The organism is Dyadobacter sp., from assembly GCF_051859145.1.
Taxonomy (GTDB): domain Bacteria; phylum Bacteroidota; class Bacteroidia; order Cytophagales; family Spirosomataceae; genus Dyadobacter.
The window spans coordinates 1-13,904 of sequence record NZ_JBHYGF010000038.1; the positions used below are offsets into that span (position 1 = coordinate 1).

The window sequence follows — 13,904 nt, forward strand, 5'->3', positions numbered from 1 at the left end:
CTTTTACAAGGAAGGGTATAGCAAGGAGCTCATCAAAGCCTGCGTGCATGATGCAATTTCGGAGGGGAAGGAATATGATGTGGAGCTGGAATTGATTACAGCCAAAGGTAACCATTTATGGGTAAGATCAATTGGCAAAACAGAATTTGTGAATGGAAAATGTGTCAGGCTTTACGGTACTTTTCAGGATATCAATGAAAGAAAAAAGCGCGAAATGGAAATTTCCAGATCGCGTAAACTGCTGCAGGATGTACTCGACTCAGCCTCAAAAATCAGCATTATAGCAACGGATCCTCAGGGAACAATCACCATTTTCAATAAGGGTGCGGAGAACATGCTGGGCTACAAAGCCGAAGAGCTCGTCGGTATCCATTCTCCGGAAATCTTACATATCGGCAGTGAGCTGGAACAAAGGGCGGTGCAGCTTTCCGGTGAATACGATATCAGCATTTCAGGTTTCCGCACGTTTGTACATCACGCCGAACTTCAAGGCTCTGATGTGCGTGACTGGACTTACAGACGAAAGGACGGCTCTTTGATCACGGTGAACCTGACAGTGACTGTGATCCGCTCGGAAGATGGTGAAATAGCTGGGTATCTGGGCATTGCCACAGATATGACCGAAATTCAAACGACGCAGAATGAGCTGTTACTAGAAAAAGCCAGGCTGTCTGCATTTGTCACCCACGCGCCAGCAGCGGTTGCTATGTTCGACACCAACATCTGTTACCTGGCAACCAGCCAGAAATGGATTGAAGATTACCGCCTGGAAAATCAGCAGGTTTTGGGGCGGCCGCATTATGAGGTTTTTCCAAACATCAGTGAGCAATGGGTAGCTATTCACCAGCAATGTCTCAAAGGCGAAATTGTAAAAAGTAACGAAGAATGCTGGCGACCACCTGGATGGGATCACGATCAGTACCTGAGCTGGGAGGTAAGACCCTGGTTTTTACATGACAATCAGGTCGGCGGCATCATGATGTTCACGAGCGACGTAACAGCCGATGTAGCCCAGCGCCAGGAGCTCAATACTGCAAAACTGGCTGCCGAGCAGGCAAGTGTAGCAAAGTCGGAATTTCTGGCAAGCATGAGCCATGAGATCCGCACGCCGCTGAATGGGATTATTGGTTTCACCGATTTACTCTTAAAAACGGAAATATCCGCATTGCAGGGCCAGTACCTCAACATTGTCAACCAGTCGGCAGCTGCATTGATGGCGGTGATCAATGACATTCTTGATTTCTCCAAGATCGAGGCGGGTAAGCTGGAACTGGACATTGCCCGGTGCGATCTGATTGAAGTTGTTTCACAGGCGACTGATATCGTTTCTTATCCCATCCAGAAAAAAGGTGTTGAATTCCTGCTCAACCTGGCACCTTCATTGCCAAGGTTCGCCTGGGTGGACGAGATCAGATTAAAACAGGTACTGCTTAACCTGCTCAGCAATGCAGCCAAATTTACAGACCGGGGCGAGATCGAACTAAGTGTTACCCCTGTTGGACCGGCGGGACCTATGCATCAGGCAATCCGGTTTTCGGTCAGGGACACGGGCATTGGTATCAGGGAAGATCGGGTGGAGAAGATATTTTCTGCTTTCGCCCAGGAAGACGGAAGTGTAGCCAAGAAGTATGGCGGGACAGGGTTGGGCCTGACCATCTCCAACCGGCTTCTCGGAATGATGGGAAGCCGCCTGCAACTGACCAGCCAGGTTGGCGAAGGAAGTACTTTTTCATTCGAAGTTGGTTTAAAGATCGATGACTCTCAGCCATTTGCATTTGAGAAAATAGAACAAATCCGTCATGTGCTGATTGTCGATGACAATGAACACAATCGCATGATCCTTGCTTCAATCTTTGATCTGTTTCACATCAGCACGGACGCGGCCCCGTCGGGTGAAGAGGGTTTGGAGCTGCTCAAAACACGCAGTTATGATGCGGCAGTGATTGACTTCCACATGCCTGAGATGGATGGTGTTGAGATGATTGAGCAAATTAGGGAACAACTTGATCCGGGTAAGTTGCCCATTCTGCTTCTGCACAGTTCTGCCGATGATATGCTGGTCAATGAAGCGGTGAGCCGCCTCGGTATCATGGAACATCTGAGCAAGCCGGTCAAGATCGACGATATAGTTGGTTTTGTAAACAGGGTTTCCAGGAAAACGATCGCATCTGTTTTTGAACAAAAAACAAAACTGCCAGCACCAGTTTCCGGCGCAAAGCTCCAAGTGTTGATTGCCGACGATAACAATGCCAACCTCTTCCTGACAAACATTCTGGTGAAAAGACTTTTGCCGAATTCCATTATCTCACAAGCCAGAGACGGATCGCAAGCTCTTGGCATTTGTACCACAAGTATTCCGGATCTTATCCTGATGGATATTCAAATGCCGGAAATGGATGGTTACGAGGCTACCAGGCAAATCAGGAAACTGGCAGGAGCTGGTCAGCTTCCGATCATTGCACTCAGTGCGGGCAGCTTTATAGAGGATAGGGAGAAAAGTGTACTGGCAGGCATGAGCGCCTATTTAACCAAACCAATCAATGAGCAGGCGCTCAGGCAAGTTTTGTCCGAACAGCTGAATGGCCCGGCAGCCGGGGTTGCCAGCAATACTGCATATTAATTGAAGGTGTGGTTGCTAAATCTGACAAGTAGATTTTACGGGAAATTTTCCTGTTTACAACTCACTTTATTTATTTTCTAAGGGAAGCAGTGACATATGCATTTTTGCTCGTCTCTTCGAGGTCACTGTAAAACTTTGTCATGTGCTTGATGTACACCTTCCGCTCTCTCGGCGATAGCCTGCTCAAAACGGAGTCCATTGATTTTGGTATATCAGACAAGAGGTGAATTGCCTTTTGATTTTGAGGGAAACTGGATCGGGAGTATGAGCCGATACTGTCAGTCAGCAGGACTGTTTCATTATCAATTGGCTTTTCCGATCCGGTGCAACAGCAAAATGCCATCGCACTGAATGCAATAAGAAGCTTTATCATTTCAAGGAGGGTATATCGTGTAAAAATAGTTCGTAGCCTAGTAAGGCTTAGACAGGCACGAACTACTCTTGGAGAAGGTCGGAATGAGATAAATTCAGGAAATAATATTGCGCATTCAATCAGGCCAGGCAGCTATACCAGCTACGATGATTTAGCTACTTGTAATAGCCTGGCATATAATAATTGCGGTTGAAATGGCTTGGACATCCAGTCGTCAAAAAGCGCCAGGTCGTCGCTGAATTCAAACATCTTTTTATTGGCTGCCGTCAAAGCAATAATAGGTACTTTGCTTTTGGGACTGTCCAGCGCGCGGATGTGCCTGCTTGCTTCGACTCCGTCCATGACAGGCATATTGATGTCCATCAATACCACATCATATTCTTTGCTTTTCATTAATTCCAAAGCCAGCAGTCCATTCTCGGCAACATCGAAATCCAGGTTCCACTTTTTAAGTGAATGTGCAAGCACCAGCACATTCATTTTATCGTCTTCGGCGATCAGTACATTTAATTTCAAAGGCTCCGGTTTGCCGACCGAATTTGTGCCGCGGCTTGAAACAATGTCCGGTACCGGATATGTGATGGTAAAATAAAATGAGGTACCGCTCCCTTCCACGCTGTCGAATTCGATTGTTCCACCCAGCAGGCCAACGAGCTTTTTGACAAGTGGTAACCCGAACCCTGTGCCGTGGTATTGTTTTCGGGAAGCTGACCGGATAATTTTAAATGGTTCAAAAATATCAGCCTTGAATTCCTCAGGTATGCCGATCCCGGTATCTGAAACCCTGAAAGTAATATCCACCATTGTATCGCTGCTTTGCTTCGCACGGATATCAATTTCAATGCTACCCGCTTCTGTATACCTGATGGAATTGCTGGTCAGGTTCATCAGGATCTGTGAAAGACGTACGGGATCTCCGATCACAGACAAGTCTGACAGCCCGGGCGAACTGGTTGTAGTGAGCGAAAGGTGTTTCCTGTCCGCATGTGCACGAAGAACCTGACAAATGTCTGTGACAATGGAAAGTGGCTTAAACTGTTCCTTACGCAGCGTAATCTTGCTGACTTCAAGTTCATTGAGATTCAAAACATCATCTACCACCGAATCGAGTACAGCGGCAGAAAGTTTGACTGATTCAAGCGCATGGTCCTGGCGAGCCTGGGGATTTTCGTTCATGAAAATGTCAATGCCCCCAACAATAGCGTGCAGCGGAGTACGGATTTCGTGTGAAATCATGAGGAGGAAATTGGACTTATAGTCCGCCATGTCATGCGCGTCTGCTGCTGCATTTTTCAATTCTCCCAAAAGGAACATTTCTTTCGCATTTGACAGCTCGGAATCTTTGAAATAGCGGAAGTGAATGTACAGTAGCATTGCGCAATTGTAGATCACACCAAAAAACAGGACAGTCGGCTGCACGGAAAATGGATGATCAAAAAACGGTATGACTTGATAAGCCTGACCAACCATGATCCCGCAGGTAATCACAACATTGGTTACCGAATAAATCAGTCCCCACCTCGCACCCAGAAGGTAAAAACTGGCGCTCAGCAGCACGAAGATGTATTGGAGCGATATGAGATGATTTCCCGGCTCAAAAAGGAGAGAGGTTGATATAATAGCGAAACTCAGGCTGACCAAAGCAAAATGTGCCACATTTTGCATGGGAATACCTTTGCGAAGCATTCCCACCGCAAGCATGGACAAGCTCACAAAGAACATCACCACTTCAAGGAGCAGTATTTTGTGTTCAAAATAGTGCATGACAGACAAGCATACACCCAGCACAGAATATGCAATCAATAAAAATTCCAGCGTTCTTGTCCTGATGCCATTGATATCGTCTTGCTGATTCCAGTGATTGGGATACTTTTTTTCGAGTACGTTGAGTAATTCCGACATGTATGTGATTATAAGGCAATATTGCGAGGCTCTTCCGCGGTACAACCTGCAGTTGTATCGAAATATAATAATTGTTCCTGAGGGCGTAGGGGGAGTTTTACGTTTTAAGGAAGAGTTCAGGAAATAGTGTAAACAGATCGGGATAGGTTGCTATATACGTATAAAACAAAACCCTGCAAATCATCGATTTGCAGGGTTTTGTTTTAATAACTTACTCTTGTGCACCCGAAGGGATTCGAACCCCTATCGATGGTACCGGAAACCACAATTCTATCCATTGAACTACGGGTGCTTGTCTCGGTAATGGGGTGCAAATATAGCCCCTATTTTGATTTTCGGCCATTTTGCTGAAAATATTTTCTGGCCGATTGATCGGATTACAACTTTTTCAGCAACTCCCAGTCTCCTACATCCTTCAAATACAGGTAGTCCAGCAACACGCCGTTCGAATTATTGATCAGCTTGTGGCCCTCCACAAACGGCACTACATAGGTATTGATAAACTCGTGATCAGAAACTACGCCCTGCACTTTGTTATGGTAGCTGTGTATCTCCTCACCGCTTAATTCGAGCTCGCAGTAGAACATGTACATCGCCTCGTCGCTCGTGCCTGTGGACGGATAAAACGGTGCTTTGTTTACGCTGATCAACTGCGAAACTTCCACCGGGATACCCGTTTCTTCAAAAACCTCACGTGCTGCGACTGCCGCCGCGTCGCTTTCGCTGTCCAGCATGCCAGCCGGGTGTTCGTAGGTGAGAGAACCGTCGCAAATGCGGCGCTGCTGTACAAGCAGGAGGTACTTTTCCTTTGTTTCGGAATCTATAAAACAAACCAGCACGCTTACCACTTCACCTTTCAAAAAACAGATCGGCGGAATTTTGTGGCCTTCCGGCGTCGTAGCGTCTGTGTAAAGCAATGAAAATAGCACGTCGCCGTGCCCATTCCGGCGGCTGTAAAGCTCGTCTACACGGTGGATAGCAAGTCCGTTTCCTTCAAGTTTGTTTTTCCAGAGGTTATATTTATGCGAATCAACCAGCTTTTCAGGCATTTCTTGAATGATCAGTTGTATAATGGAAATGATACGCCTACATAGGGTACACCGTAAGTGGCCGAAAACCGGCGCTGTCCGTTGTCAAGCTTCTCAGGCGTGCTGTACGTAATCCGACCATGCACATAGCCCAGCTTCAAGCCGATGCGATCTGTAATCCAGTAACGCAGGAACACTTCCGACTGTCCATTTTGCTTGTCCATTAACAGCGGAAGCGCATTCAATGTCGCCGGGTTGCTGCCGATGTAGGCATTATAATAATCAGCGCCTTCTCCTTCGTAGAAAGTTGATTTTGAATAAAGTCCGCTGCGTTTCGTGCCAAACGCGATGCCGAAAAGGTCCGTATTGGCACCAATGTCAAATCTCCATACACGCACATTTGCCCCGAATACGAAGCTGGCCCCGTTTGCGCTCAGCTTGCCAAACTTCAAAGTATCGTCCGAGAATGCATTGCTTTGCGGTACCAGGTTTGTTCTTCCCGCATAATAGCCCCAGGCACGCACGCCCCAGCCGATCCGGAACCATGGAAAATGATTCAGGCTAAGCTCCTGGTGGTACAATGCAGAAGGTACCCACTGATCGCCCTGAAAACCAAGCCCGATGTCAACACCGGACGTGACACGCGACAAGCTTTGACTATAACCTGAAACCGAACCCAAAAACACAAAAAGTACTATTATCCTTAAACGCTTCATCTGATCCTTGGTCATGTGATGGGCAAAGGTAAAAAAATGTGCAAAAAAAGTAAGGCAGAGTTTGAAAGCTCTGCCTAAGATTGGAATAAAGTAAGTTACCGGCCTTAAAGAAGCTTTTTGACGGTTGTTTTCTTCAAAACAACTGCGCCCATAGGAGGCAGGTCCACCAGCAATGAGTTCGCTCTTCCGTGCCATCTGTGGGCTTCGGAGGTAACGGGATCGTAGTTGATGATGCCGCTGCCTCCGAAAGCTTCCGCATCGGAATTGAAAATTTCCTGCCAGCTGCCTTCCGAAAGTACGCCGACGCGATACCCTTTTCGGGGCAGCGGCGTCAGGTTCAATGCGATGATCAGACTCTGTGACGGATCAAGCCCTTTTCTTGCATATACAAGCACCGAGTTCTCGCGGTCCTGGGTATCGATCCATTCAAAACCTTCACTAGAAAAAGAATGGTCGAACAGGGCATGCTCGTCTTTATATAGCTGATTTAAAGTCTTGACACAATCTTTTAAACCTTTATTAGGCGCTTGTTCCAGCAGGTGCCAGTCCAGGCTTCTTTCAAAATTCCATTCAGCAGCCTGCCCGAATTCCCCGCCCATGAAAAGGAGCTTGGTACCGGGGTGGGTAAACATATAAGTGAACATCAGGCGCAGGTTCGCAAACTTCTGCCACTCGTCGCCCGGCATTTTGTTGATCAGCGACTTCTTCCCGTAAACCACCTCGTCGTGGGAGAAAGGCAGCATGAAATTTTCGGAAAACGAGTACACCAGACTGAACGTGAGCTGATCCTGATGCCAGCGGCGGAATGCCGGATCCAGCTGGAAGTATTTCAAGGTATCGTTCATCCAGCCCATCATCCATTTCATCCCGAAGCCCAATCCACCCACGAAAACTGGTCGTGATACGCCCGGGAATGCGGTAGACTCTTCGGCGATAGTCTGAATGTCAGGAAACGCCGTATATGCGGCCACATTCATTTCACGCAGCAGCGAAATCGCTTCCAGGTTTTCCCTCCCGCCAAATTCATTCGGTATCCACTCGCCGTGCTTTCTTGAATAATCGAGGTAAAGCATGGACGCAACCGCATCCACGCGAAGTCCGTCGGTATGGTACCTGTCCAGCCAGAAAATGGCATTACTGATCAGGAACGAGCGGACTTCGTTTCTTCCATAATTAAAGATGTAGCTCTTCCAGTCCGGGTGGTATCCTTTCCTCGGATCCTCGTGTTCGTAAAGCGCGGTACCGTCAAAACGGTAAAGCCCGTGCAAGTCGCCCGGGAAGTGGGAGGGAACCCAGTCCACATAAACACCAATTCCGGCCTGGTGCAGCTGGTCGATCAGGTACATCAACTCCTGCGGGGTACCGTGGCGCGCCGTGCACGAGAAGTAACCTGTGATCTGGTAACCCCACGAAGGCGGGTAGGGGTGCTCCATCACGGGCATGAGTTCCACGTGTGTAAAACCCATTTCCTTCACGTAGGGAACCAGGCTTGCGGCTATTTCTTTATATGTCAAAAAGCGCAGCGGGTCCGAAGGGTCGCGTTGCCACGAGCCCAGGTGTACTTCATAAACCGATATCGGCGCATTCAGCTTGTTTTTTTCCTTGCGCACTTTAAGCCACTCCGAGTCGCCCCATTCATACCAGTTATCCCAAACGATAGAAGCTGTTTTGGGAGCCACTTCGCACCAGAGTGCAAATGGGTCCGACTTTTCAAGGTGCTCGCCGGTTTGAGATACAATGTGATATTTGTAAACCTCACCAACGCCCACATTCGGTATCCAGCCTTCCCAGATACCTGAGCTATCCCACCTCGGCGCCAGCGCATGGCCGCCTTTGTTCCAGCCATTGAAATTCCCGATCACAGAAATGTAGGTCGCATTCGGTGCCCATACTGCAAAGTAGGTACCTACTACGCCTTTGTGTTCCATCACGTGCGAGCCGAGCTTTTCGTAAAGCTTGAAGTGTTTTCCCTGACGAAAAAGATGAATATCAAAATCTGTAAAACGGCTAACTGTTTCGACCGCATTCAGCTCCTGACCTTCGGTTTTCAGTGTTCCGTTTTCCGGAAGGTCGCTTGCTGACTTTGTTTTTTTATTATCCGCTGACTTAGCCATTTGTTTGAACGCAATTTGTGATAATCATTAAGAGAATGTAAGATTTGCAATTTTATTAAACTATTTCTCTAAATGTATATATTTTTTTGCGCGATTTTCTTTCAAAATCGCGCAAAAAGCAGGGTGTCAGATGTTCCCGGCGGCTTTCTCTACCTGGTCAAGAACACGCATGATATTGCCTCCCCAGATCTTCTCAATATCCTTTGCTGAATAGCCTCTTTTTACCAGTTCCTCGGTAATTGCGCCGATCTGGCTTACATCTTTCAGGCCAATTACCTCACCGCCGCCATCGAGGTCAATGCCAATCCCCACATGCTCCACACTGGTGAGCTTGATCACGTGCTCAATGTGGTTGACCGCATCCTGGATAGTCGGCATATCACCTTTGTACTTCTCGTTAATTGCCTTCATCTCATCGCGCAATGCTTTCTTGTCCGCATCGGAAAGGTCTGTCTGCCGGATTTTCAACCGCAAAGCTTTGAGCGACATTTCGTGTGGCTGCGAAGGTTTTTTGACGAACCCGGGTACAAAGTTGATCTGGATTACCCCGCCGTTTTTGGCCAGCGTTTTAATCATTTCGTCTGTCATATTCCGCGGAACATCGCACAATGCGCGGCAGCTTGAATGTGAGGCGATCACCGGCGCTTTGGTCAGCCTGATCACGTCGTAAAAGGTGGAGTCCGATACGTGTGAAATGTCGACCATCATACCGAGTCTGTTCATTTCTTTTACCACTTCTTCTCCAAACTTGCTCAGTCCATTGTGCTCCGGACCGTCGCCATCGGTAGATGAGTCGCAGATATCGTTGTTCAGCGAGTGGGAGAGCGTGATATAGCGAAGTCCAAGATCATAGTATTGTTTCACATTGGTGATATCCTTTCCAACGGGCCAGCCGTTTTCCATACCAATAAACATCGCGCGTTTTCCTTCTTTTTGAAGGCGGTAGGCATCTTTCGAGGTAGTGGCGATCGCAGCGATATCCGGATGCAGGCGGGCGGTTTCATGTATTTTGTCAAAAATCGCGAGCGCTTTCTTTTTCGCTTCTGCATTCGCCTCGTCCGTGCGCTTTCCCTGGCCCAGGTATACCGCGAAGAACATTCCGTCCATACCGCCTTTGATCATTCTGGGGAAGTCGATCTGCGAGCGGTCTTTCTCGTAATCGTGCTCCACAGCGATGTCGAATCCTTCCTTCATCATGTTAATGGGTACATCGGCGTGGGTGTCGATCGTCAGTGCCTTCGCGTGGATCTTGGCCGCTTTGGGCGACATTGGAGTTGGTGGTGTCTGTGCAATGGACAGGGCGGGCAACAGTAACAGGAGTAGTGTCTTTTTCATTGAACGGGTTTGTAATTGGTGAAATGGTCAGGAAAGCGCGGCGTTTTTAAGTTGGTCCTTTTTTTCTGCAAAGTCAACTGCGTCACTGCAATCCTTCATTTACTTCAATTTAAACCCGAATCCCGCCTATTCTGAACCTGTATTCACGCTTTCAAGCCAGCCAGGTAAGTAAAGCAGGACTGCTGCCGTATTTAGGTTATATTCAATTTCTCAACCCAAACACATCTGTGAACCCTTTCTCCAAAACCATCTTTTTATCAGTTGCATTGCTTCTGCTCGTTTGCGGCGGCTGTCAGGTCGCTAACAATTCCCGCAGCCGCGGATTGCAGAATTTGCAAAAGGATGACCTTATGTACCAGTACTCTATCATCGATGCATTAATGGCCGGCGTTTTCGACGGGGACCTCAATATAGCCGGTTTGAAAACGCGCGGCGACTTTGGGGTAGGTACCTTTAATAAAGTCGACGGTGAGCTGATCATGGACAAAGGCCGGGTGTACAAGGTTTCGTACGACGGCTCTGTGCGTGAGGTAAGTGATGCAGACAGTACCTCGGCGGCATTTGTCAAATACTTCAAAGCAGATACCGTTATCACACTCACCGGCGAGAACCTGAGCTATGAAAACGTACAGGAGCATTTGCTGAAAACCCTGAATCCCAATGGTATATACGCGCTGCGGATCACAGGTAATTTCTCAACGATGACCACCCGCGCGGCGCGACCTGCCAAGCCTCCTTACCACACCTTAACCGAGCATTTGAAAACGAACCAGGCTGTATTTGAAATCAAAAACACGCAAGGTACCTGCAACGGATTTCTGCTGCCTCCGTACCTCGCCAGGACCAACGTGCCGGGCTTTCACCTGCATTATTTGGCGGCTGATATGAAAGCGGGCGGACATATATTCAAGTTTACTACGAGTTCTGTTCGCATTGAGGTTGATATGGCAAAAGGCTTTGTCATCGAAAACAATACCAATCCCGAATTCCGGACCGTAAACCTTAAACCCGATCGCGGCGAAGAGTTGAAGAAAATTGAATAGTTGAAGCTATATTTATGCCTCATTTTTCAATTTACAGCCAGTGAAAAAACTTGCGGGATACCTGCTTCTGATCGGACTGAGCACCAGCGCTGCATTCGGGCAGGTTACTTATTTCGGAGATATACTCGGGAAAGAATTCAAACAGGCGACCATTGTACAGCCCACCGACTACGAAGGGAGTGTAACCTGCACGATCATCCGGAAACTGGCAACTCCGAAGAGCAGCAAGGCAGTCTTGTACGTGCACGGATTTAACGATTACTTTTTTCAGGAAGAAATGGCCGAGCGCTTTCTCAAAGAAGGCTACAACTTTTATGCTGTCGACCTGCGAAAATACGGTCGCTCCTGGCTCGCACATCAGAAGTTTAACAACGTAAGAGAACTGTCTGAATACTTCCCCGACATTGATACTACCCTGCATATCCTGCACAGCGAGGGAAATGACAAGGTACTATTAATGGGGCACTCGCTCGGCGGGTTGATTGTGTCGGTGTATGCAGACGCGCGGAATGGAAAAGAACAGTTTGACGCAGTGCTGCTGAACAGTCCGCTATTCGCATTGAATATCAAATCAGGATTGAAAAAAACGGCACTTCCGTTGATGATCAAACGCGCTGAAAAACATCCCGAAACGCTAATCGATCTCGGCATTAATCCGCTTTACGGAGAAAGCCTGCATAAAGATTATCACGGCGAATGGCCATACAGCCTCGGCTTCAAGCCGCTCATTGCGCCGCCTGTCAACTTTGGCTGGGTTCGTGCGGTGCATCTGGCGCAGGAAAAGTTGCTGCAAGGCTTGCAGATTGATAAGCCGGTGCTTGTTCTGCACGCTTCCAAGTCCATTGATGAAAAGAAATGGAGCGACGTATTTTTCAGTGGCGATGCAGTGCTGGACGTGAATGAAGTCGCGCGGCGCGCGCAGAATATTGTCGGCCAATACAGCATTCAGGCGGTACCCGGCGGCATGCACGATCTCGTTCTTTCCCGAAAACCCGTGAGAGAAGAGGTATATTCAACGATTTTCAACTGGGCGAAAAGAACGGTGAAGTAAGTGTGTTAACCCGCAAAAAAGCCGGAAGTTCCTCAGGTACCTCCGGCTTTTTTGTGAAGGATGGTCAGCCAGCTCAGGCAGTGAATGTGAATGCTTTTCTGAGCAGTTCCAGACTTTTGGGTACCGAAGTTTCCGGGTTTTCCTTACCCTCCATTTCGAGCGACACAAAACCTTTGTAGTTCGCTTTCTGGAAGATCTTGCCAATGCGCGTATAATCCATTTCCTTATCGTAAAATGTCCCGCCGCCATAATAGGTTTTGGCCTGTACAATGGTAGCATAAGGCGCCAGCTTTTCGAGTCCGGCATAAGGTTCGCCCACGAAATTACCGGTGTCCACATTCAGTCCCATGGAAGGCGAGCTTTTCAGCGCATTGTACATTCTCAGAAGGTAATCGATGTTGGAAGAGAGTCCCCAGTGGTTTTCCAGCGCAAGTACGATCCCCGCTTTCTCGGCATACTGCAAACATTCGCCCATTCCGTCGATTGTCCATTTGATCCCATCTTCATCGGTGTAACCTTCAATTGGCGGCTCTACGCCGTGGGTATAGTAGTCGGTCTGGCGTTTGTTTTTAATGGTACCCCACGAGCCTGTGTTCATACGCACGCAGGGAATGCCCATTTGCGAGGCAATATTGATGCATTTAAAAGTATGCTCAATATCCGCTTTCCGTTTCGCTACGTCTGGTTGCAGGAAATTCTGGTGAATGGACAGCAGGGGCATAGCAAGGCCGCTATCAAATGCAAGGCGCTTCAATTTGTTCTGATAAGCGATCGAATCTTCGGTCATCTGGCGGTGGAGTACTTCCACGCCGTCGAAACCGATCCTTGCTGCATTTTCGATCACTTTTTCGATCGGGTACTTGGTGCCTGTCAGCGGCCAGTAAGAGTAGCTGGAAACCGCGATCGGCAATCTTCTGGTCACAACCGGCTTTTTCTCAGGTGCCGCCAGCGACACGGTTCCCGTCAGTACGCCCGCCGCGATCGCAGCCGATTTTTTAAGCCAATCTCTTCTTGAATCCGACGTTTCAGAAGCTGTAAAATTTTCCATTGTTAAAAAAGGTTGGTGGTAAGTAATAGGATCAGGAATTCTGTTTTGCAATAATGTAATTTCAATTCGTATAAAAAAATGAATGCAGCTGCCGGAATGAGGTGTTTGTGGCAACCATCAATAAAGGTTAGCACGGAACTGTGCCGCAGAAATGGAATACAATTCAGGCTAAAATTTTTATAATTGTCCTCAAACAGTTACTTAGCCCATTTGTCATGAAAATTAAAAAAGCTGCATTTCTTGCATCAAATGCCTTGTTACTAGCTACATACGTTCATTCCGCGCAGGCAGAGCCGGTTACCTTCAATCATAAATCAGCGGTAACGGATCACCGCCAAACGGTACCTGATTCCATTGATTTGTCAAAAATTCCTTTCAGCGAGAAAGAGCTGGGAGAATTTCCCTTTTTAAAGGTTCCGGCCAATATCACTACGCTCAACAAACCACTTACGCGCGAGTTCGACCGCCTCTTTTTTCCCTATAAAGGTGTTATGATCCCCATTGAAGGCCAGGTTTATAAAGCATTTCTGACCAGCGTGGAAGGAAAGGAATGGTCGCTCCCGTACTTTGAGAAAACCTATCGCGAGCAGATCATCGCCGCCGGCGGTGTGCTGATTTTCAGTGGAAAAGTACAGCCTGCGGAACTGGACAGGATCAAAGATGAAGCCCGCTAT

Annotated in this window: 11 protein-coding genes and 1 tRNA gene; 4 read left to right on the top strand and 8 right to left on the bottom strand. The window is 47.9% G+C overall.

Features of this window, described 5'->3' with window-relative positions; all coding sequences use genetic code 11:
• Positions 1 to 2,620: response regulator (locus tag ACTIE6_RS03320; protein WP_439555278.1), on the top strand; the 2,620-nt coding region annotated here is incomplete at its 5' end.
• Between the two features lie 70 nt (positions 2,621 to 2,690).
• On the opposite strand, the gene ACTIE6_RS03325 is transcribed toward ACTIE6_RS03320, so the two are convergent.
• From ACTIE6_RS03325 to ACTIE6_RS03355, 7 genes are all read right to left on the bottom strand, one after another.
• Positions 2,691 to 2,993, bottom strand: a complete 303-nt coding sequence (locus tag ACTIE6_RS03325; RefSeq protein WP_439555279.1) for a hypothetical protein — start codon at positions 2,991 to 2,993, stop codon at positions 2,691 to 2,693.
• Between the two features lie 141 nt (positions 2,994 to 3,134).
• Positions 3,135 to 4,895: an ATP-binding protein gene (locus tag ACTIE6_RS03330; protein ID WP_439555280.1), complete on the bottom strand. Its 1,761-nt coding sequence runs from the start codon at positions 4,893 to 4,895 to the stop codon at positions 3,135 to 3,137.
• 220 nt (positions 4,896 to 5,115) lie between these two features.
• Positions 5,116 to 5,187 (bottom strand) — tRNA-Arg (locus tag ACTIE6_RS03335).
• An 85-nt stretch (positions 5,188 to 5,272) separates the two neighbouring features.
• Positions 5,273 to 5,944 (bottom strand): NUDIX hydrolase, encoded by a 672-nt coding sequence (locus ACTIE6_RS03340; RefSeq protein ID WP_439555281.1) that lies wholly within the window; start codon positions 5,942 to 5,944, stop codon positions 5,273 to 5,275.
• Positions 5,945 to 5,955: 11 nt separating this feature from the next.
• Positions 5,956 to 6,654, bottom strand: a complete 699-nt coding sequence (locus ACTIE6_RS03345) for a hypothetical protein (protein WP_439555282.1) — start codon at positions 6,652 to 6,654, stop codon at positions 5,956 to 5,958.
• An 89-nt stretch (positions 6,655 to 6,743) separates the two neighbouring features.
• On the bottom strand, positions 6,744 to 8,753 hold the full coding sequence (gene glgB / locus ACTIE6_RS03350; RefSeq protein WP_439555283.1) for a 1,4-alpha-glucan branching protein GlgB: 2,010 nt from the start codon (positions 8,751 to 8,753) through the stop codon (positions 6,744 to 6,746).
• A gap of 126 nt (positions 8,754 to 8,879) precedes the next feature.
• Positions 8,880 to 10,088: a dipeptidase gene (locus ACTIE6_RS03355; protein WP_439555284.1), complete on the bottom strand. Its 1,209-nt coding sequence runs from the start codon at positions 10,086 to 10,088 to the stop codon at positions 8,880 to 8,882.
• A gap of 227 nt (positions 10,089 to 10,315) precedes the next feature.
• Between ACTIE6_RS03355 and budA the strand changes: the two genes are divergently transcribed.
• Both budA and ACTIE6_RS03365 read left to right on the top strand, forming a co-directional pair.
• Positions 10,316 to 11,131 carry an acetolactate decarboxylase gene (gene budA, locus ACTIE6_RS03360; protein WP_439555285.1) on the top strand — a complete coding sequence of 272 codons (816 nt, stop codon included), beginning with the start codon at positions 10,316 to 10,318 and terminating at the stop codon, positions 11,129 to 11,131.
• Between the two features lie 40 nt (positions 11,132 to 11,171).
• On the top strand, positions 11,172 to 12,182 hold the full coding sequence (locus ACTIE6_RS03365; RefSeq protein ID WP_439555286.1) for an alpha/beta hydrolase: 1,011 nt from the start codon (positions 11,172 to 11,174) through the stop codon (positions 12,180 to 12,182).
• Between the two features lie 73 nt (positions 12,183 to 12,255).
• Here ACTIE6_RS03365 and ACTIE6_RS03370 read toward each other — a convergent pair whose 3' ends face one another.
• Complete coding sequence (locus ACTIE6_RS03370) at positions 12,256 to 13,230, bottom strand: sugar phosphate isomerase/epimerase family protein (RefSeq protein ID WP_439555287.1); 975 nt, start codon at positions 13,228 to 13,230, stop codon at positions 12,256 to 12,258.
• A gap of 215 nt (positions 13,231 to 13,445) precedes the next feature.
• On the opposite strand from ACTIE6_RS03370, the gene ACTIE6_RS03375 reads away from it, so the two are divergent.
• Positions 13,446 to 13,904 (top strand): hypothetical protein (locus ACTIE6_RS03375; RefSeq protein ID WP_439555288.1); only part of this gene is annotated, 459 nt, incomplete at its 3' end.

Coding starts and splice junctions, on each gene's coding strand:
- ACTIE6_RS03325 (WP_439555279.1), bottom strand. CDS start 2,993: ATGATAAAGCTTCTTATTGCATTCAGTGCGATGGCATTTTGCTGTTGC.
- ACTIE6_RS03370 (WP_439555287.1), bottom strand. CDS start 13,230: ATGGAAAATTTTACAGCTTCTGAAACGTCGGATTCAAGAAGAGATTGG.
- ACTIE6_RS03355 (WP_439555284.1), bottom strand. CDS start 10,088: ATGAAAAAGACACTACTCCTGTTACTGTTGCCCGCCCTGTCCATTGCA.
- ACTIE6_RS03330 (WP_439555280.1), bottom strand. CDS start 4,895: ATGTCGGAATTACTCAACGTACTCGAAAAAAAGTATCCCAATCACTGG.
- ACTIE6_RS03340 (WP_439555281.1), bottom strand. CDS start 5,944: ATGCCTGAAAAGCTGGTTGATTCGCATAAATATAACCTCTGGAAAAAC.
- glgB (WP_439555283.1), bottom strand. CDS start 8,753: ATGGCTAAGTCAGCGGATAATAAAAAAACAAAGTCAGCAAGCGACCTT.
- ACTIE6_RS03345 (WP_439555282.1), bottom strand. CDS start 6,654: ATGACCAAGGATCAGATGAAGCGTTTAAGGATAATAGTACTTTTTGTG.